This is a genomic window from Litoribacillus peritrichatus, from assembly GCF_039537985.1.
Lineage (GTDB): Bacteria > Pseudomonadota > Gammaproteobacteria > Pseudomonadales > Litoribrevibacteraceae > Litoribacillus > Litoribacillus peritrichatus.
On the sequence record NZ_BAABBN010000012.1, the window covers coordinates 217,469 to 238,308 of the forward strand.

Consider the following 20,840-nt stretch of genomic DNA (forward strand, 5'->3'; position numbering starts at 1 on the left):
GAAATAACAAAAAACAGTATAGAGGAAAGGACTTTTAAGAATAGTAGCGAATGACAAGTTCAAACACTTGTCATACAAAAGATAACAATCAGTCGATCAGTTTAATACCTTCACGGTCAATCGTAATTTTTCGTTGCTTATATAACGCGCCAATTGTCATTTTATAAGCATTTTTACTTACACCAAATTTATCATGAATCGCTTGAGCCGGGCTTTTATCAGACAATGCCAGATACCCTCCTTCCGCTCTTAGTACATTCATAACCCGGCGGCTTAAATCGTCTACTTTTTGATAGCCAACTTTTTGAAGACTTAAATCTATTTTACCGTCTTCCCGGACTCGCTTGATATAACCATTGATTTTCTGACCTTTCCTTAACGGACGATAAAGGTCTTCTTCAAACAACACCCCCCAATGGGCATTATTAATGACGGCACTGTACCCGATGTCTGTCCGATCAGTCACAAACAGTTCAACCGGATCTCCGCTTCGATAATCCGCTTCAGTTTTTCCAACAAACCGGTTCAACTTGGACGATGCCGCAATACGATGGGTTTCCTGATGCTGATAAATATAGACATTATAAGAGCGTCCCTCTTCCATTTTGACGTGCTGCTCACCAAAAGGAACAAGCAAATCTTTAGGTAAGCCCCAATCCAGAAATGCACCCACCTCGTTCACAGAAACGACCTTCAACTTTGCCACTTCGTTCAACATCGCTTTCGGGTTAAGTGTCGTTGCAATCAACTTATCATCAGAGTCCAGATAAATAAATACATCAACCATATCACCGACAGCACAGTCTTTTGGCACATAACGCTTGGGCAATAAGATTTCATCAAGCTGCTCCCCATCCAGATAGACACCAAAATCCACTATTTTTACAACTTCTAAAGTATTACGTCTGCCGATAGTGGCCATGAAAGTGTCCTTGTTACAGAAAGAAAGCTTGAGAAAAGAAACCTTCGCAATGGGTTTTTAGCGAAGGTGATAGACCTGTCTATTATGACATGATTTCAGGGTTGCTTCGATCTTTCATAAAGACTATTTTAAGCTCAGTAAAGTTGGGTAAAGTTCCAAAGCTCCAGCGCTAAAAAACGATAAAATTACGTTGTTCCTTTCAACACAAGCGACTTTCATGACACAAGTATTATTAGTTGATGATGATCAATCTTTAAATGAACTGCTATCCACTTACCTATCAAACGAAGGATTCAGCGTTGAACAGGCCTTTGATGGTGAGCAGGCTTTAAAAAAAATCAATACGTCGCCATTCGACATCGTAATTCTGGACATCATGATGCCGGTTAAAAATGGCATCGACACACTGCGGGATTTACGACGAGACCATCAAACACCGGTCATTATGCTCACAGCCAAAAGTGAAGACATTGATCGGATCATCGGCCTGGAAATGGGAGCGGATGATTATCTGCCCAAGCCCTGTAACCCAAGAGAACTGATTGCAAGAATACGAGCCATTTTGAGACGAACCAGCGCTCCATCACTGAGCGGTGATAGTGATGAGTCTAATAGGCCAGACCAACCCTCACATAAAAAAGCAGCGACTCAAATTCGGGTTGGGAAACTGACTCTTAATACGGCCCGCTTTGAAGCACATTATGACCAGCAGCCCATTACGCTGACGGGTGCCGAATTTAAACTATTGCAAGTCATGTTGTCCCACCCGGGAGCCATCTTAAGTAAGGCACAGTTGTCTCTGGACGTATTGAACCGGCCCTTAGAAGCCTATGACCGATCCATTGATGTGCATGTTAGTAACCTACGAAAGAAATTAGCAGGCGTTGAGATTACGACCGACATCATCAGCAACATCCGGGGTCAGGGTTATTTGTTTAAGCACGAATTACTGACCGATGAGCTCAGTGAATGAAAAGCCTGTTCACAAAAATATTCTTATCGTTTTGGCTGATGATCATTCTGGTGATCATCACGACTGCGTTTTTGCTGTATCAATCCCGCCTTCAGTCCCACGAATTGCCATTACCGCTAGAAAGAGCCTCATTTAAAGCAGAACGAGCTTATGAAGTCCGAGGCGAATTAGGCTTACAGCGCTGGCTACAACACACGAGAGGCCGACTCAGGCCACATAACGTCTTCTTACTCAAAGATCACAAAGGCCTGTTTGATGATGACGTACCGAAAAGCGTACGCCGAGTATCCAAAAAGCTCAGTGAAGAGGTAAGCAGTATTCAGGTACCCACTGGCGGCCATTTGTATTTTGGACGTTACTTTAAAACGGACGACAATAAAGAATTCACCATCATTTACCAACGCCCTCCGATTCATAAAGCATTTTTAGCGCACATGGCGAATACCGGCTGGGCATTATTTGCTTCACTGACGTTAATGAGCGGCATTATTTGCTACTTGCTCGCCAGACACCTCACGCTCCCCGTTCGGGCACTTCAGGATGCAACTCAATCCTTGGCTCAGGGAGATCTGGACGTGGAAATCACCCCTCGTCTTGGCAAACGAAAAGACGAATTATCTGAGCTGGCCAGAGACTTTGACGAAATGGCCAAACAAATCAAAAATGCCTACAACTCACAGCGTCGTTTAGTCCACGATATGTCCCATGAGTTAAGAGCCCCCATCGCAAGAATGCAAGTGGCACTCGCCATCATGGAAGGCGCGGACAAACACGACACACAAATGATTCAACGAATGCAGCATGAAGTAGATCACTTCGAGTCCATCATCAAGCAAACGCTGTCTTTACCGGCGTTTGAGCTTTCAACCATTGAATTAAGCGATAAAGTAGATGTACGCGACACCCTCTTAACACTGATCAGTGATTTTAAGTTTGAACATCAGAATTCTCAGTTAAACATTCAGCTGAACCAAGGCTGTTTAATTAACCAACCACTCTGGGTTCAATCGAAAGACAACTGGATCTCTACAATATTCAGAAACGTCATCAGTAATGCGGTGCAATACAGACTGCCCGATACTGCAATTACTATCTGCACATCACAAAAAACATTCAAAGGTCTAACCATTCACCGGGTAGAAATCACCAACGAAAGCCTAGGTGTCGACAACTTACACCTCGAGGAAATATTTGAGCCTTTCTCTCGTGCAGACCAGGCAAGAACACCAGGCAGCACCAATATTGGCTTAGGACTGTCCATCGTGAAAGCTCTGGTGAAATTACACGATGGGAAAGTGTTTGCAGAAAACATTCAGGATCAACACGGTCAAATCAAAGCATTCAAAGTGACGATTGAACTGCCTGCCGCTAAAAACAGCTAAGAATAGCGAACCAATAAATGACAACGCCATAAAAAAAGCCGGGTGGTACTTCACCCGGCTTTTTTATTAAACACTACTCAAAACCTATTACACGGTTTTGACTTTCCAGCGAACGGTCTCGCCAGCAAAGAACGGCACAATCGGATTGCCATTCGGTAAGATAATTTGTTCCGGAATGGTCCAGTCTTCACGCACCAGAGTCACCTTACCTTCGTTTCTTGGAAGACCGTAAAAATCAGGGCCATACTGACTTGCGAACCCTTCAAGCTTCTCAATAACGCCTAAATCTTCAAAGACCTGAGCATACAACTCAAGCGCACTCCAGGCGCTGTAACAACCCGCACAGCCACACGCAGATTCTTTACGATGCTTTTCATGCGGAGCAGAGTCAGTCCCCAAGAAGAATTTCTTAGACCCCGTAGCCACAACTTCACGAAGTGCCTGCTGATGAATATTACGCTTCAATATCGGCAAACAAAAATTATGAGGTCGAATGCCTCCCACCAGCAAATCATTGCGATTTAAAAGCAAGTGCTGCGGGGTAATGGTTGCCGCAATGTTATCGGAACCCGCCACCACAAAATCGGCCGCATCTTTCGTCGTAATGTGCTCAAAAACCACTTTCAGGTTCGGGAAGTTTTCAGTAATCGGGCGCATATGCCGATCAATGAACATCTTTTCGCGATCAAAGATATCAATGTCATGATCTGTAACTTCGCCATGAATCAGCAACAACATCCCTTCTTCCGACATCACCTCAAAAACCGGATATAAAGATTCAAGTGCACTGACCGCTGCATCCGAGTTGGTTGTTGCTCCCGCTGGATAAAGTTTTGCAGCTTTCACCCCTGAAGCTTTGGCTGCAATGATGTCTTCTTTTGAAGTGGTATTGGTCAAATAAATCGTCATCAAAGGTTCGAAATCACTGCCTTCAGGTCGAGCGTCCAAAATACGCTGACGGTATTCCAATGCCATATCTGCATTCGTTACAGGCGGAACAAGATTCGGCATGACAATCGCTCGTTTAAAAAGGCGAGCCGTTGCAGGCACTGTTTCCTTCAACATGTCACCGTCTCTGAAGTGCAAATGCCAATCGTCTGGTGCCTGAATAGTAATTTCGTTCATAACTTTCCCGTCAATCAATGATACTTTGATACTTACCAGTATTATGCCCGAAATCGTTAAATGGATCATCGCTCATTTGTCGATTTCAATTTCACTCAAGCTTATCCCACAGACAACGGTTGATACCAAGCAAGCGCTTGTTATAAGCTCATCAGCCTGCCATCTACAATAAAGGGAAGATTATGAGTTTTGAGAGTGTGCTTAAACCCGGATTGTTTAATCAACAACATTTCATCGTAACAGGCGGCGGCAGCGGGATCGGTCGTTGCATTGCACATGAAATCAGCGCCCTTGGCGGCACTGTTTCCCTGATCGGAAGAAAAACAGAAAAACTGGAAAAAGTAGCTAATGAAATTACATCCGACGGTGGCAGTGCAGATTATTATTCCTGCGACATTCGAGAGGAAGACACGGTCAGAACCACCGTTCAAAAAATCCTGGGAACCCATAAGAAGATCAATGGGCTAATCAACAACGCCGGTGGACAGTATCCTGGCCCAGCATCCTCTATCACTCAAAAAGGGTTTGAGGCCGTCGTCAAAACCAACATGATGGGTGGCTTCCTGTTTGCCCGTGAAGTATTCAACCAAAGTATGGCCAAAACGGGTGGAGCCATTATCAACATTACCGCCGATATGTGGGGAGGCATGCCAGGAATGATTCACTCCGGCGCCGCCAGAGCGGGTATGGATAATATGACGAAAACACTCGCCTTCGAATGGGGCCATAAGGGTGTACGAGTTAACTCCGTTGCTCCTGGCTGGGTTGCCTCTAGCGGCATGGATACCTACGACGGCGCATTCAAAGCCATCATTCCTCAATTAAAAGAAGCCGTTCCCATGAAACGATTAGGCACAGAATCCGAAGTAAGCGGAATCATCTGTTTCTTACTGTCCCCTGCCGCTTCATTCATTAGCGGTACGTCAATCCGGGTAGACGGGGCAGCCTCATTAGGCAACCGCATGTGGCCACTTCCCGATGCAAGCCACTGCGAACCGTTTAACGGCCTCCACTTGTCCGAAACACCAGACGTTTTAAAATAATCCCAAGTACTCAATAATAGAAATGAATAGCCATACGATGCCAATTCATCTAGGCTGGAAAACTTTATTAATCAAAATTATCAGCCAAGGATGTTGGGAATGACCGAGCAACAACTACCACCTTTAACCGACGAAGATCGCGAAACGCTCAAAGCGTTTCTCATCCATGCCGATCGACCAGAAGGCACATTGAATTATACTCAATTCATCGGTTTTATTTATTCCGTATTATGCGCTCCAGAGTTTTTAGCAACGGATCAGTGGTTACCGGTTATCTTCAATGGTGAATCCGCCAACGCCGAAAAACAGACAGAAATGCAAAAAATCATCATGATTATGATTCAGCATTACAAAGAAGCATTCGACGATCTCATGTCGGGCAGCTGTTCTCCTGTCGTCAAACTGGACTGGACAGAAGACACCGCAGAACGAATGGGGCTAGAGCACTTCTGTCAAGGGTTTATCACAGGATTTACCTGGATGGAGCAACTTTGGAAAGCAAACATCGAACGCTTTTCAGCGATCGATACCAGCATACGCGGTGAACTGGATCTCGGCGAACAGGTTTACGCCATCTTAGGGCTGATTTCTACTCTGGCATCACCCGACTTAAATATAGAAAGATCAGAAGATCCTGAGCTGTTAAAACAAAGCTTACCTGAATTTGCTAAACAATTGCCCGAAGTGATCTATGCCTTGGCTGAAATGGGTGGCAAACTGGAAGAGCTTTTCCAAACATTGGAAGAGGCAAGTTCCGAACCTCAGTCCTCCTGATCACAAGAAGCCACAACCACTATGAGCAAAAAGATTTCTAAATGGGTCAGTCACAGAAAAAGAGCGTCCAAGCTGGCAGGAATGACCGTTTCTGTTGCCAGCAAGTACGCAGGAAATCGCATCAAGTCGGCCTTCAGCAACCAACCTCATTCGGATGAAGCGAAGGCTGATTTCTATCGGCACATAGGCAAACAGGTTGTGTCTACCTTAGGCGAACTGAAAGGCGCAGCAATGAAAGTCGGTCAAATGGCTTCTCAAATGCAGCACCTTTTCCCCAAAGAGTTCGCCGACGAACTGGCCGCTCTTCAAAACCAAGCGCCACCGATGGACTTTTCGGTTCTGGAACGTCAAATCATTCTTGAGCTGGGCGACTACCCGGACAATCTGTTTGCCAAGTTTGACAAAACGCCAATGGCAGCGGCGTCCATCGGTCAGGTTCATCGTGCCGTCACCCACGACGGCAAAGATGTAGTGATGAAAATCCAGTACCCAGGCATTGAAAAAGCTTGTAAATCGGATTTAAAACACCTTCGTCGTCTTCTAAAGTTAGGCGGGTTGATTAAAGTAGACCCCGATGCTTTAGAAGCGGTGTTTGACGAGCTCTCCGAAACCTTGATACGAGAGCTGGACTATATCGAAGAAGCGAAACAACTGACCCGCTTTTATGAGTTCCATAAAATGGATGATGACATCATCATTCCTGAAGTCATCCCCGAACTTTCAACCAAAACGATATTAACCACCACCCTGGAACAGGGCGACAGCATCAAGCAAGTTCTGTCAAAAGGTTATTCTCAGCAAGCAAAAAATCAAATTGGCGAGCAACTGTTTCAATTCTTTGGTCGCCAGGTCTTTGAGTTTGATGGTTTCCACAGCGATCCTCACCCAGGAAATTTTGCATTCAGGCCGGATGGCAAAGTCATTATTTATGATTTCGGAAGCATCAGTCCTGTGTCAGAAGATTTGAAGCAAAACTTCTATCAATTCTTGAAAGCCTCCATTGATCGAAATTATAAAGCACTGGACCAATCTCTGATTCAGCTGAAAGTTCGAAGCTCAACCGACACCCGAATACCCGATGACTTTTACGCGTTATGGAGCGAAATTTTTATGACTCCATTTGACCAGGACACACCCTTTGATTTCGGGTCGTCCAACATTCATAAGCGCGCCATCAAAGAGTGGAAGACATTTCTGCCTTACTGGAAAGACTTTCAGCCTTCGCCCGACACGGTTTTCATTAACCGGGTCATTGGAGGCGTTTACTTACTATTGGTTGAAATGGGATGTCAGTGCCAACTTCAGGAACCCTTAAACGAGTTCCTAAAGCTTGAACACTTGCAGAACAAAACAGAGATTACGACTTAATTCCAGAAAGTTTGATTTAATTCATAATGAACTTGATTTAATTCAGAAAGAGTGTGACTTAACTCATCACACTCTCTGTTCTATATCCTCTGTTTTTCCTTTCCTGTATGAAGGTCACGTCAATAGCCATTACGCAACTGCTTTAGGCTTTCTTTTCTCGGCCAACAAAGACGCGCCCATATCTGGCGATTGAACCACCGCTTCTAATTCCTCAAAAGCATCGTAGATATAATCACCCAACACATTCAAATCCGGCAGATAGGCACTTGCGGCAATCAAACCAAAGTGCAGCTGACCATCGTACGAGAACATGGTGACATTCAGGCGATGACCAGGGCCTAAGGTGCTGACAGGATACCATTCAAGCAATCTGGCCCCTTCCACATACAATGTCTTTTTCGGACCTGGTACGTTAGACACAATGGTGTGAGACAACGGTGGTACAAACTGAGATGCACTGGCACTTTCAACCAACTGAGAAACACCGTTAGTTACCAAAGAAAACGCCTGAATACTGGACGCTGGCGAAGTATCAATTTGGTTTCGGATATTCTGCAATGAAACGCCGATTTCTCTCAAACGAATGATAGGGTCATCCGTCTGAGGCGCCAGCTTAGTAGCTACCAAACCAATTTGATTACCTCCCACTTTCGCATCTTCTCGTCGCAGAGAAACAGGCATAGTGATCGTCAATGGCTCTTCCAACGGTCGGCCTATATGCTCCAGATAACGATGCAGAGCACCATCCAGACACGTCAACGCAATATGATTCAGAGTATTTCTTGCAATTTTCTGCAGGTGATTCACCCGAGCCATCGGCAAAGACGCTGTGGTAAAGGCTCGCTGATTATTGACCGGACCGGTTAAAGCGGATTTGGACGAAGTAAACGGTAAAGAAATGGCGTTGGTTGTTAAACCCACAGCTTCAAGGCAAAGCTGAGTTGAAATGCGAGATAAACCATAGGCCGTTTTTGCATTGGTTGTTGCGGCATTGATCAAACGGCCAAGCAATTTAGGCTTCGCCCGGCTTGATTTTCGATTATATAAATTATCTTCCATCGCCCAAAATGGCGGTCGGTCAAGATCTTTTACATTGGTTGCCAACGACTGTTCGGTAATTTTACCGCCAGAAATGCCATCCATCATGCAGTGATGAATTCTGAAATAGAGCGCAAAGCGGTCTTTTCCTATACCGTCGATCAAATAACAGCGCCATAGAGGTATCGACTGATCAGTCAAAGGCTCGTGTAAATCCGATACTTTTTTATAAAGCGCCTCACGGGTCGAGCCTTCCGGCATTGTGAAAAATTCAAGATGATTGGACGCTTTAAAATCTTCGTCTTCCGTCCAATACGGCGTGAGCGGGTTTGAAGCATTCAGTTTTAAGTTATACGGCGGGTAAACGGTATCCACGGTTACCCATTTCTTATACAGATTTTCTACAACATCCGGGTCGGCATCTTTCGGCTTTTCAAAGATCAATAAACCCGCAATATGCTTAGGACTGTCTTCCGTTTCTGTAATTAAAAAGCCATTATCTGCGAGGCTTAAATAGCGCCTTTTTTCGACCATTAATAGTTCCTTTGTTAGGTTAGTCCATAAACAATGAGTGATGATCAATTAAAACAAAAGTTATAGCTCGATAAAATGTAATTTTTCGTTTTTATAAATTATTTTTTGTCACAAACAAAAAAGCTGCACTTTCGTACAGCTTTTTCAAGCAAGGTATTTCAGTTCAGACAACGCTAGAACTTATAAACACCTTTCACCCAAAGCTGTCTTCCTGGTTCATTTACTCTGACGGCTAACGGGTTGAACGGATCAGCATTGGCCGAGTTCACATGATAAGCATAGGTTTTATCAAATACGTTTTCTACACCGGCTTCAATTTTGACCGGCTCTGCAACCTGATAAAATGCCTTCAAGTGCAAGACACCAAAGCCGTTGCTTTCACCTGCATCAAAACCGCTGTCATCATCCACTCGGTCCTGGCCTTTCGCCACAACCCACTCCAGCCCTGTGCCCCACTGCTGCGTTTTGTAATCAGCATAAAAGTGGGCTTCTAAAGGCGCTATCTGAGCAAGATCCGTATCATCGTCCGTATTCATACCGCGAGTGTAAGCCAAGGTTGCGCGAGTAATAACTCGTTCAGTAAAAGCGTATTGCCCTTCCAGTTCAAAGCCTGCCAAGGTCGCGGTCACATTGCGGTATTTAAGAACGGAGTCGTTTCCGGTGCCTGCCTGATAACGCTCAATATAGTCCTCTACATAATCATAGAATGCAGTTGCAGACCAGCTGTAAGATTTAGCAGCTTGCTGGAGCGACAAGTCCAATTGATGATGAATCTCTGCGTCCAGGTCAGGATTACCCACCCAGTCGTCCTGACGAGTCATCCCCATCATCCTCATTTCTTTGTCCGAAGCGATGTAGAGTTCATTTGCATCCGGAATTCGGGCAGTGCGGCTTAAATTGGCTGAGAAGGTCATGTTATTGGCCATGTCTCGGTCCCAACCAAACACAAAGCCAAGTTCATTTTCAGAACGTTTGTCCGCTTCAGAGCCATAGTAGGTTTCATACAGGCCATTCGGGCTCTTCGGAGGCATCATGCCATATGTATCATCCGCAGAAGTTGCTTCCGCAGTCCAGTGATCCACACGAACACCAGCCCGTAACATGTCTTGCGCGTTCAACTGATAATCAAACTCAGCGAACAACCCAGTATTTCTTAATTCAACGTCAGGCCACAAAATAGAGGATGCAGTAAAGCCGTTGCCCATCATATCCATGTATCGGGTAACTTCCTGATCACTGGCTCGGTAGTCCACACCATATCGAAGCTCACTGGCTTCACCATAGGTTTTAGCCAAGAAACGTCCCCCCCAGCTTTCGGACGATGCAGGCGATTTCATTTGCCCCATCATCCCTACCCGGTCTCTGACTGAATAGTTATCCATTAAGTGTTCAACGTCTGTGCGATAAAAGTTTAATTCGAATGCATCAATAACACCGATGGGAGCTTCATGAACCCATTTACCACGTACATTATCGGCATCCGCGTAAGGTGAATCCATTCCATTCCCAGCATAATGGATATCATCCTGACGGCTTTGCTCATAACCCAGCTGAATATAGTCGATATCCGTCACATCAAAACCGAGCATTACACCTTGCGTCAATGACTCGTAAGCAGAAGACACTGTATTTCCGTCGCCATCATCATAATTGCCTGAGTCGGTTTTCTCTGCGTAAACTCGTACAAAGCCTCGATCTGAGCCTGCGGATAAATCCACCGAACCACTGGTTGCCTCTGAATTATCAGTATGCCCAAGCGTTACGGTTCCCTGATAGGGCTTACCGTCTTCGAATTCAGGGCGCTGACGTTCAAATAAGATCGTTCCACCTGAACCCCCTGAACCATAAATCACGGATCGATTGCCCTTGATTACCGTCACTTTGTCGAAGGTTTCCATCCCGATGTAGCTGGTAGCCGGGTCCATTCTTCCTGGGCAAGCACTGACGATGTAGCCACCATCGGAAAGAATATTTAACTGGCTTTGTTGCTGACCACGAATGATAGGTTCAAAACCATGCCCTCCGCGTCGGGTTGCAGTCATACCATTAATTGATCGTAATAGTTCCCCCGAGTCATTCATTGGCCGGGTAATGGCCGATTGCTCAGTGGACAATGTGGTTTCTGTCGCCACTTCCTGAGCTTCACCGATAACATCAATGGCCATGCTGTGATCCGCCTGAGCCACAACAGAGGCAGCCAACATAGGCACCGCAAACAGAAACGGACGACGCACAACCATCCGGTTGGAAATGAAGCTCATCAACTTAGATGCTTCCAATTTATAAGACATAATACTTCCCCTTTATGTACTAACTTATGTTTTCAATAATTTGGTAGTGGTCATCCCTCCTAATACTTTGGGCGACCGACAATCTAAGTTGTCTTGCTACTTAATTCGGTACGTTAAAGTTAAATCAACTTTAATTGGGACCTCAATTCCCTCTGGAGGAGGAAAAGGCAAAGCATTCAGCACTGCAACTTTCGCAGACTGCTGGAATAACCTATGCCCGGTTTGAATATCTAGAGCAGACGCAACTCCTTGCTTATCAATTTCAAAATGCAACTCTACTGCACCTTCCAAACGACGCTTTTCTGCAATTCTTGGATAACGTTTGTTATCAGAGATGCGCTCTTTCAGCAAAGCAACATAAGAAGCCTGAGTTCTCGCCCTCTGCTCCATTAATGCTTGAGCGGCAGCCGCCTCGTGAGCCGCAGCCAACTGTATCGCCTGCTCTTTTTTCAAACGCTCTTCTTCCAAACGTTTTCTGTTTAATTCTTCTAACGCTAATGCTTCTTTTTCTAAAACTTCTTGATCTATTATCTCTTGGTCTGAGACGTCTTCCTGAATTAAAGGAGTTTCTTCAACCTTCTTAACCACTTCTTCTATTGGCTTCGCTTCCTTCTTAATCGGATCAGGCGCTGGCGCTTTTTTCACCTTTTGCTTAACTACTTTCTTTTGCGGTAGCTTCTTTTTCTTTTCAGGCTTTACCTTTACAGGCTCAGGTTTTACAGGCTGTGGCTCCACAGGTTTGGCCTGTACCACTTCAGCTAAGTCATTCACGATCAGATTATCCGGTTCTGGTGATCTAAGTTTCAATGTGGCCCGGATAGTGAATTGGTCTGGCACTTCGGTTATCTTTTCTTGGTGGGTATAAGGCGTGACAACTATAAAAGCGGCATGAAGCAACGCAGAAAAAATCAATATTCCCCAAATAAAAATATGTTTTCTAAACACGTCCATGCCTCACCCCTTTGAAATCACTTATCCACGACACTCATCCGAATTAATCGCGATAATGCTTTTTCTGAAGTTTTCTTTGCAGCGTTCGTCGGTGCATATCCAACTGTCGAGCGGTTGCGGAAATGTTAAAATCGTTATCTTTTAACGCTTGCTGAATGCACTCCCATTCATGCATGCCAATGGTGTTTGGTGTTTCGTTAATAGGTTCATCCGGGTTCGGCTGATAAGTCGTCATGGCCTGAATGATTTCATCAATGGAAGCCGGTTTCGCCAAGTAATGCGCCGCCCCCAATTTAATGGCTTCAATAGCCGTATTAATACCGGCATATCCCGTCAGCACCACAATGCGGATTCCTGGGCTGTGCTCAATCAACTCTTGAATCAACGTCAAGCCAGAAGGCCCAGGCATCCTTAAATCAAGCGTTGCATAATCAAACTGTTTATCTTGCATTTTCGCTTTGGCCTCTTCTGCATTATTAGCCACCACAGGTAGGTAGCCTTTTCGGCGAAAAGACATTGCCAATACTTCTGAAAAATCCAAATCATCGTCAACCACCAATACTACTGGTTGATCACTGTCTATATCGCTTTGTGTCATGTATTTTTCCGTTTAAACTTTGCTTACTGTTCAAAGTTTTGAAGGTAAATTTTTTAAGGGACAAAGTTCTTTAAGATACAATGTTTTTAAGGTACTAAGTTTTATAAGGTACAGTCGGCAGCCTTAAAATTACCTGAGAGGCACCCACCTCTGACTTATTAAAAATCAAAGCGCCACCAATTCGCTGTACCAAAGTTTTTACTAAAAACAGTCCCAGCCGTACATTGCCGTTTTGGTCAGTGATCGGCATATTGTTTTCTAACATCTTCTTTAAATGCTCCGGCATGCCTGAACCAGTATCTTCAATGATGACATCAACCGAGTTGTTTTCTTGTCTCGTTATGATCCGAATAAAATGAGAAGAAACCCGGGCGGCATTGTCGAGTAAATTAATAATCGCCTGTGCCAATAACTTGTCAGTGATAATTTCGGTATCGTCTGTCGCTGTGAGTTCTTTTTCTAACACCATACTCGGATTAAGGTGACACCAGTTATCAGCCACTTCATTGACAAAGCGATTTACGGATTGCTCTGTGGCACTCATCGCTCTTGGCTGCCTTACCACGGTCATCAAATCGTTCAGGGACTGACTGCATCGATTTACTTGTCTTTCTAACAAATTCAAAGTGGGCTTAAATTGATCCTGATCTATAAGAGATTCTTTTAATTCGTCCGAGATAAGTTGAATAGCATTTAAAGGCGTACCTAACTCATGTGCGGCACCAGCGGCTAACATCCCTAATTTTAAGATTTCAGCTTCCGAATAGGCTTGCTGCTGTATTCTGTAGAGTTCCTGATCCCGCTCACGGAGGTTTTTAGACATCTGCACCACAAATAAAGCCACTAAAATGGCGGTTATCAAATACCCCAGCAACATCCCATGCAAGTGCATATTAAAAATGTCGTCATTATTAGCACCGGCCATATCACCATGCATCCCATGATGCATATTGGCGGACATCGAATGGTTCGAAAGCCCCTGCACCTCATAATTAAAATACGACAACAGGAGATACGCTAACCCCGTCACAGCAACAATGGCCCACGTCTGTTTAGGCGTTAGCAAAATTGCCGCGATGACCACCTGCAATATAAAAAACCCTATAAACGGGTTTGATGCACCGCCACTGAAGTAAATCAGAACCGCCAACGCAGCCACATCTATAAGCAATTGCACGAACACTTCATGGTTAGAAATATTGAGTTGATCCTGTTGCTGCTTCAATCGAAAGCCAGTGAATACATTCACCAAAACCAACACAGCAATGCTCACCAACATAGGTTCAATTGGTAAGCTAATATCTAATCCGAAGTGGACAAACAGCACTGATAATAACTGCCCTAGAATGGCAATATTTCTCAACCAGAACAGTAACTTCAGGTTTTTATTCTGGTTTAATTTTTCTAACACAATTTCAGACATAACCGCATTATCCCGCAGACAAAAAAATAGTCACTGTGACAAATTGTCGCACCTTAGGTGAAGACAGGACGAAAGACGAGTGTTTATCTCACTTTCAGCAAAAATGGTTATAATAGCGAAAAGCCAAACATTTGAGGTAAATCAATGATCGCATGTGCCAGACACATACTCGTTAAAACCAGAGACGAAGCGGATAAGCTTAAAAAACGAATTGCAAAGGGAGAAGACTTTGGAAAATTAGCCAAAAAGTACTCACAGTGCCCTTCCGCAAAGAAAGGTGGGGATCTTGGTGAGTTCAAGCCCGGTCAAATGGTCAAAGCATTTGATAATGTCGTGTTCAAAAAAGCAGTACTGGAAGTGCATGGGCCGGTTAAAACCCAGTTTGGGTTCCATCTTATCCAAACGATTTATCGCCAGTAATACAGCGGGCCAAGGTTTCTGCCCATTGTTTATAAAGCTCTGGCCCCGGATGAAAACCGTCTGAGGCCATTAATGCCGAATCCAGCTCAAAGCCGGGTTCAACCAGCTCACACCACGAATGTTCTTTAACGAGTGTTGCCAGTTGCACATTCAATTCATAAGCCCGATGCCCTAAACACCACCGCAACGGCTGTGGTAATGCGGGAAACGCATTCATCGGCGGCACGACTGTCATCAAAATACGACTTGCTGAAAATTTAGTTCGAAGGGTACGAACAAGCGCAGATTGCTGTTTCTTCCATTCCTGAGGCTGGACGCTGCTGGTAACATCATTGACCCCGATGGATGTGATCACAACATCAAACGTCTCTGCATCCATGGTTGCCAGACGGGATAAGACATCCTGAGTTTTATCCCCCGTATTCGCTTCCAGGCGCCAGTTAACGGTATAACGCTTCGCTAATCGAGCAACCAGCTGGCCAGACAGCGCCTGGGACTGGCTTTCCACGCCAACACCAGCGGCTGCCGAATCCCCAAGGATGAGCACCTTAATCGCAGGGCCGGAACCGATGGAGCCAAATCTAGGCCCTTCTGCTTCAGGTAGCCTGGGAGTTGTCATACGAACCCAAATGCCCTGTGGAAGCAAGACCGGAATCAACAAAAGCGTAGAAAGCGTATTAAACATCATCAAACCAGTCCCTTGCTTTAAACTCTTAAGAAACTAAACCGGTCGTTTCGGCTCAGTGTTGATTAGCGCCCTGTAAAAATTCAAGAATGGTATAGCCTTCAACGCCTGCCGTCACAACCATGACTCCGATAAAAATGGGCATTGCGACGTAAGTAAAACGAAAACAAATCATCCCTTTCTTATCGCCGAGTGTCGCTCGCATCATTTTCAAACGGCCATCCGTGTCTTGACACTTAACACTGCGATAACCAAAAATAAGCGCGATCAACCAACACGCCAACCCAATTGCAATCGTTACTGCATTCATTTTTACAACCCAAATTAATTTTTTGCGCATTATAAATCATCATCAAAAATACAAAACCTCTATTCAGGATTTATATTTTCAGGGAGCCTCTGAACAAGTCTATTGATCTCTGCACGCGCTTGTAAGGCTTTAATGCAAGGCGAAGTTAGACGTTAATGGTTATTCCCTTAACTAAAACTTCAACGAAGCAGTAAAAACTTACAAGCCGTGCCTTTCAGGGCGTTTAGAGCAATTCAATTTCATTGTTGCAACTTTTTGATGGAACCCGTTAAACCTGCAAAATTGCGCCTCGAACTTGAATTGCCCTAATAAGCCAGAGTTTTAAGAGACTTAATCAGAGGCTCCCTAGCAATTCGCTCGATACAATGCTGACAAATACACGCAGTATTTTGCTGCTCTTTCGTTAAAAAGCGCTGATAGTTTTCAGGAAATTCCATTTGTGTGCACCAACAACCATCAGAATTGCCAGCGCATGTTCTGGGCGGCTCAGCCCCTGCCATTGAGCAAGCATTCGAGCCTCCACACAAAGGACAAACCTTAGGATCGTTCAACTAACCAATCCGCAACCATAGGCCAAATTTCTGCCGGTGATTTACTTCCGGACAGAATTCCCATGTGTCCACCCGGTACCAATTCAAGACGCGTTTCCTTACTGGACACCAACTCTAACAGTTTCGCGCCACAATCTGGGGTTACGACCGGGTCTTGCTTACCGCAGACCATAAAGAGATTGGCTGTCACATCCGAAAACTGGCCTCTTGAATTCCGGAATGGCAACTCACCTTTGGCCAAAACATTATCCGTCAATAAGAATTGAACTACGTCCTGCATGATAGCGCCAGGGTAAGCCACCATGTCATCCAAAAAAGCACCATTAGTGGCATGAGAAATCACATACTCTTCGTCATGAAGGTTACGCAATAAATCCAGATACCCCTGAATGCTGCCAACAGGGTTAGTCAGTTTGAAAGCAACTGAGTTGGCCCAACCCGGTGAACGCCACCAGCGCTGAGGCGTGTTATGCACCCGCCAGCCAGTACGCTTTTCTAACCAACGTAAGTTTTTAGAGATTCGCTGATAATGCACGCCTAATTCACCATTGGCATGATAATCACAGGGCGCACCAATCAGGGCAACATTTTCTATATCTTTGTCCATGGACGCATAACAAGCACTGAACAAGCCCCCCAGACTCCAACCATGAAGAGACAACTTGGTTTTGCCGCAGTGCTCTCTCACTTTGGAAATCATTTCAGGCAATAACTCAGTGATATAGGTTTCAAACGAGAAGTGGTTCTGACGCCAACCCGGTCTTCCCCAGTCCACAAGATAAAGCTCGAAGCCCCTGGCCCGGAGATACTTAACCAAACTACGATCCGCAAACAGATCATAGATGTACATATTTACTGCCAAAGGCGCGACGAGAACCAAAGGCACTGCATGGGTTTCTTTCTCAACAACAAGGGTATTAAAACCGCCCTTTCCATCGGCTACCACAATGGAATCTTCTTCCAATGGCGGGTAGTAACGCAGCGTGACAATGTCTTTCTGATGAACGACATCAAACTTGGTTTTTTCTGCCTGCACTAATGACCCGGCTTTAAAAAATCGCTGTTTGGCGTTTTCTGTGGTTTTTCTAACCAGACTGACCACTTCAGTCTGCTTTTGCATTCCCGTTTTCAGGCTCTTTTTAAAGTTGTTATTTATAATTCGGCGAGCTGTTTGTTGCATTACGATTCCCTAAACATCCAGATTGACCGCAGTTTAGAGGTTTTTGACTTCGAGGTCATTTTTTTGCACGCCAAGCTGCAAGCTGATTTGAGTCGTGGTTCCAAACCCAATACATCACTCAATAGCAGTACTCTTAAAGACTCAACGATTTTTTCTGTGCCTGAGATTCCTTATTCATCGAGAAAAGGTTATTGTTTCATAGGCTTAAACAGAACATACGGACGTACAATATGAGTGAATGGCACCTTCACAGCGAATCTCGTTTTACCGTGGGTCAAAAGTCCATCGCGGGTAAAAAACCTGAAAATGAAGATGCCATCGGCATTAGAATTCCTGAAGGAACACTCCTCAGTAGCAAAGGTGCGGTCGCCGTCATCGCCGACGGTGTCAGCGCAGCGGAAGCCGGCAAAGAAGCCAGTGAAACCTGTGTGCATAATTTTCTCTACGATTACTACTCCACGCCAGACACCTGGTCTGTCAAAAAATCCACCACCAAAGTTTTGACTGCTCTCAATCGCTGGCTATATGGTCAGGGGCGGCACTTTATTGATGCCGGGAAAGGTTACGTCAGTACCTTCAGTTGCATCGTATTCAAGTCCCACACCGCAACGGTATTTCATGTCGGAGACAGCCGCATATACCGGTTGAGGGGGCAAGATCTGGAACAGCTGACCCGAGACCACACCACCTACATCAGCGACAAACAATCCTACCTGGCCAGAGCCATGGGCCTGGACATCAATCTCGATGTGGACTGCCGCTCCCTGGACGTTGAGCAAGACGATATCTTCTTTTTAAGTACCGATGGCATTCACGATTTTCTTCCTGACAAAAAAATCAAAGAAGTCTTACTAAAAGCATCCGAGCCAGAATTAACTGACTTCGAAGACCTCTGCCAACTCCTGATCGACCAGGCTTTATCAAATGACAGCGGCGACAACTTAAGCTGTCAAATTCTCAGAGTGGACAAACTGCCGAAGCAAAACGTCAATGACGTAACACAAAAATTGACGGAGCTCCCCTTCCCTCCTTACTTGAAAGAAGGGCTGACTTTAGACGGTTACAAAATTGAAAAAGAATTACATGCAAGTAATCGCAGCCAACTGTACCTGGTGACAGACACCGAAACCGGCAACCGGTACTGCATGAAAACACCTTCTGTTAATTACGAAGACGATCCGGCCTACATAGAAAGATTCATCATGGAGAGCTGGATCGGCAGCCGGATTCAAAACTCTCACGTCATCAAAGTGATTGAAACTCATCGGCGAAAGTCCTGCCTGTATTACCTGACCGAATACGTAGACGGCATTACCTTGGAACAGTGGATTAACGAACACCCCAAGCCCCCCATTCAGGAAGTGCTCTACATTTTTGAACAGATTATAAAAGGCGTTCGGGCATTTCATCGTAAAGAAACGCTTCATCAGGATCTCAAGCCTGGCAACATCATGCTGGATCGAAACGGTGAAGCCAAGATCATAGACTTTGGTTCCTGCTATGCCAAAGGTGTTGCCGAAATTTCATCGCCAATCGAGCAGGACGGCATTCTTGGTACAGCAGGCTACTCTGCACCTGAAACCGTCTTGTCCTTTAAAAGCTCCATCCGTTCAGAAGTCTTTTCACTGGGTGTTATCTTGTATGAAATGATGACAGGTAAAGAGCCTTTTGAAGGAAAACTGAACCACTGCCGAAGTAAGGGCGCTTATCTGCGACTGAAGTACATCCCTAGTTTTGAAGTGAACCCATTAGTGCCATTCTGGGCGGACGGTGCCATTCGTAAAGCACTCAGATACGAGCCTGAGCGACGCCATCAAGACATTTCAGAATTCTTGTATGAACTGCAGCACCCTAATCCAAAATACAAAAAAGTAAACGATTCCGTCTTAGCCGATCGTAATCCGGTGCTTATGTGGCAGATCATTTCGGGCATGCTATTCACAGCCCTTTGCATTTCATTGTACTTTCGATAAACGCTTAAAAGGTGAACAAACAGTAAGATTGTGTGAAAAACGATTTTTCACACCATTTTACATCGCGTTCTCATTTCTCACCCAGGTCGTCCATCGGGTCTAGGCTTCCAGAAATCCGCGCCATACACCACACAAAAAATACCATAGGCCAAAACCCAAAACACACCCGCCAAGGCAATGCCGACGTTCGTAAAAGACGGGAACAACCATGGAATGACAACTCGGGCAATGGCAGACACCAGAATCAAACCGAATGCCAGGCTCATAATTTTCACAGGTTTTAAAGGTCGGCCCATGTGCCCTAAACTGACCCTTGAGATCATAGATAAGATCATGCCTCCGATCGCGCCTACCGTTAATGCGTGCAAGGCAATACTCAACGTAGGAACCACATTGATGAAATACAGAAACAACGTTAAAAAGCCAAAAGGCACAAACGCGTAAGCAAAGTGTAACGACCACAACAAAGGCACTTTGCCACACAACCAGAACTGCCAACGCCAGAACCGATAACCATTCGCCAATGCAGCAACTAAACTCACAAACGCTAAAAACACTGCATTCAGCGTAGAAAACCCAACAAACGCTGAAACCAGCAGAATCAACAACGAAATGATCGAAACGGCATCAACCCAACGAATCGCCTCTACTCTAGGAACGCCCAACCCATTTGCAGTGAAAAACGGAACCACCCGCCCGCCAATAATCACAATCATCAGAGTAATTACAAATACAGCACCATGAATGGCCGACATCGATAAACCCAGATCCCCTCTTACAATGCCGACGTGACTCGCCACATTTAACAACGCCAACATTAAAAGCATGGGTACGAACATAAGGTTTCGCCACATCTTGGCTTTAATCACAGGATATGCCATCGCCGCTGCGACCATCACTAGATAAAGCACATCTCCGATCAAAACCAACACAGCCGGTAAAGACGCCCCAAATGCGATCAATCCTCGCCCTAACAACCAAGAACCTGCCAAAACCGCCAATAAAGGCCCTTTGATGCCAGGTACGCCCGTCCAGTTTTGAACGGCCGTCAGCAAAAAACCACCAACAATGGCACTGCCAAAACCAAACAACATTTCATGGCTATGCCACCAAATAGGTCCACCGTAGGGTTGCCAATTAAATGGGAACAACCAAAAGAATACCCACCAAGCCATCAACAACGTTGAAAACAAGGTGCCTAAAAAGAACATAGGTCTGAATGCCAACCTCAAAATTGGGGCAGGCAATTTAGGGCTTGCAGAAACAGAATCATTCATAGGCGATATCCGAGGTCAATCA

The 20,840-nt window shown here is 45.1% G+C and carries 19 protein-coding genes; 7 read left to right on the forward strand and 12 right to left on the reverse strand.

Annotated features, from left to right (window positions below):
* Positions 1-88: 88 nt before the first annotated feature.
* Positions 89-922, reverse strand: a complete 834-nt coding sequence (locus tag ABD744_RS17460; protein ID WP_344799841.1) for a CvfB family protein — start codon at positions 920-922, stop codon at positions 89-91.
* Positions 923-1,139: 217 nt separating this feature from the next.
* On the opposite strand from ABD744_RS17460, the gene ABD744_RS17465 reads away from it, so the two are divergent.
* Together ABD744_RS17465 and ABD744_RS17470 are read left to right on the forward strand one after the other, a co-directional pair.
* Positions 1,140-1,895, forward strand: a complete 756-nt coding sequence (locus ABD744_RS17465) for a response regulator (protein WP_344799842.1) — start codon at positions 1,140-1,142, stop codon at positions 1,893-1,895.
* On the forward strand, positions 1,892-3,277 hold the full coding sequence (locus ABD744_RS17470) for a HAMP domain-containing sensor histidine kinase (RefSeq protein ID WP_344799843.1): 1,386 nt from the start codon (positions 1,892-1,894) through the stop codon (positions 3,275-3,277). Before ABD744_RS17465 ends, ABD744_RS17470 begins: the two co-directional genes overlap by 4 nt.
* An 87-nt stretch (positions 3,278-3,364) precedes the next feature.
* Here the strand turns inward: ABD744_RS17470 and pyrC are convergent, their stop codons facing one another.
* Positions 3,365-4,402: a dihydroorotase gene (gene pyrC, locus ABD744_RS17475; protein WP_344799844.1), complete on the reverse strand. Its 1,038-nt coding sequence runs from the start codon at positions 4,400-4,402 to the stop codon at positions 3,365-3,367.
* A 182-nt stretch (positions 4,403-4,584) separates the two neighbouring features.
* Between pyrC and ABD744_RS17480 the strand changes: the two genes are divergently transcribed.
* The 3 genes from ABD744_RS17480 to ABD744_RS17490 all read left to right on the forward strand — a co-directional run bounded on the left by ABD744_RS17480 (position 4,585) and on the right by ABD744_RS17490 (position 7,587).
* Entirely contained in the window at positions 4,585-5,445 is an 861-nt protein-coding gene (locus ABD744_RS17480) for an SDR family oxidoreductase (protein ID WP_344799845.1), read from the forward strand.
* Positions 5,446-5,544: 99 nt separating this feature from the next.
* Positions 5,545-6,219 (forward strand): UPF0149 family protein, encoded by a 675-nt coding sequence (locus ABD744_RS17485; RefSeq protein ID WP_344799846.1) that lies wholly within the window; start codon positions 5,545-5,547, stop codon positions 6,217-6,219.
* Between the two features lie 21 nt (positions 6,220-6,240).
* Positions 6,241-7,587, forward strand: a complete 1,347-nt coding sequence (locus ABD744_RS17490) for an ABC1 kinase family protein (RefSeq protein ID WP_344799847.1) — start codon at positions 6,241-6,243, stop codon at positions 7,585-7,587.
* A 129-nt stretch (positions 7,588-7,716) separates the two neighbouring features.
* On the opposite strand, the gene ABD744_RS17495 is transcribed toward ABD744_RS17490, so the two are convergent.
* The 5 genes from ABD744_RS17495 to ABD744_RS17515 form a co-directional block, all read right to left on the reverse strand.
* Positions 7,717-9,159 carry a wax ester/triacylglycerol synthase family O-acyltransferase gene (locus ABD744_RS17495; protein ID WP_344799848.1) on the reverse strand — a complete coding sequence of 481 codons (1,443 nt, stop codon included), beginning with the start codon at positions 9,157-9,159 and terminating at the stop codon, positions 7,717-7,719.
* 173 nt (positions 9,160-9,332) lie between these two features.
* The gene (locus ABD744_RS17500) at positions 9,333-11,450 is read right to left on the reverse strand and encodes a TonB-dependent copper receptor (protein ID WP_344799849.1); all 2,118 of its coding nucleotides are present in this window, start codon (positions 11,448-11,450) and stop codon (positions 9,333-9,335) included.
* Between the two features lie 96 nt (positions 11,451-11,546).
* Positions 11,547-12,401: a TonB family protein gene (locus tag ABD744_RS17505; RefSeq protein WP_344799850.1), complete on the reverse strand. Its 855-nt coding sequence runs from the start codon at positions 12,399-12,401 to the stop codon at positions 11,547-11,549.
* Between the two features lie 43 nt (positions 12,402-12,444).
* Positions 12,445-12,999: a response regulator transcription factor gene (locus tag ABD744_RS17510; RefSeq protein ID WP_344799851.1), complete on the reverse strand. Its 555-nt coding sequence runs from the start codon at positions 12,997-12,999 to the stop codon at positions 12,445-12,447.
* Between the two features lie 94 nt (positions 13,000-13,093).
* A complete protein-coding gene (locus tag ABD744_RS17515; RefSeq protein WP_344799852.1) occupies positions 13,094-14,422 on the reverse strand; it encodes an ATP-binding protein in 1,329 nt (442 codons plus the stop codon).
* A 144-nt stretch (positions 14,423-14,566) separates the two neighbouring features.
* Between ABD744_RS17515 and ABD744_RS17520 the strand changes: the two genes are divergently transcribed.
* Complete coding sequence (locus tag ABD744_RS17520) at positions 14,567-14,842, forward strand: peptidylprolyl isomerase (RefSeq protein WP_344799853.1); 276 nt, start codon at positions 14,567-14,569, stop codon at positions 14,840-14,842.
* On the opposite strand, the gene ABD744_RS17525 is transcribed toward ABD744_RS17520, so the two are convergent.
* From ABD744_RS17525 to ABD744_RS17535, 4 genes are all read right to left on the reverse strand, one after another.
* Positions 14,817-15,530, reverse strand: coding sequence for an SGNH/GDSL hydrolase family protein (locus ABD744_RS17525; protein WP_344799854.1), 714 nt, complete (start codon positions 15,528-15,530; stop codon positions 14,817-14,819). The genes ABD744_RS17520 and ABD744_RS17525 overlap by 26 nt on opposite strands.
* 52 nt (positions 15,531-15,582) lie before the next feature.
* Complete coding sequence (locus ABD744_RS17530; protein ID WP_344799855.1) at positions 15,583-15,867, reverse strand: hypothetical protein; 285 nt, start codon at positions 15,865-15,867, stop codon at positions 15,583-15,585.
* A 275-nt stretch (positions 15,868-16,142) separates the two neighbouring features.
* Positions 16,143-16,337 carry a cysteine-rich CWC family protein gene (locus tag ABD744_RS23190; protein WP_425562195.1) on the reverse strand — a complete coding sequence of 65 codons (195 nt, stop codon included), beginning with the start codon at positions 16,335-16,337 and terminating at the stop codon, positions 16,143-16,145.
* Positions 16,338-16,374: 37 nt separating this feature from the next.
* Positions 16,375-17,568, reverse strand: a complete 1,194-nt coding sequence (locus ABD744_RS17535) for an alpha/beta fold hydrolase (protein ID WP_344799856.1) — start codon at positions 17,566-17,568, stop codon at positions 16,375-16,377.
* Between the two features lie 230 nt (positions 17,569-17,798).
* On the opposite strand from ABD744_RS17535, the gene ABD744_RS17540 reads away from it, so the two are divergent.
* Positions 17,799-19,541, forward strand: coding sequence for a bifunctional protein-serine/threonine kinase/phosphatase (locus ABD744_RS17540; protein ID WP_344799857.1), 1,743 nt, complete (start codon positions 17,799-17,801; stop codon positions 19,539-19,541).
* Positions 19,542-19,618: 77 nt separating this feature from the next.
* On the opposite strand, the gene ABD744_RS17545 is transcribed toward ABD744_RS17540, so the two are convergent.
* A complete protein-coding gene (locus tag ABD744_RS17545; protein WP_344799858.1) occupies positions 19,619-20,818 on the reverse strand; it encodes an NnrS family protein in 1,200 nt (399 codons plus the stop codon).
* Positions 20,819-20,840 lie beyond the last annotated feature (22 nt).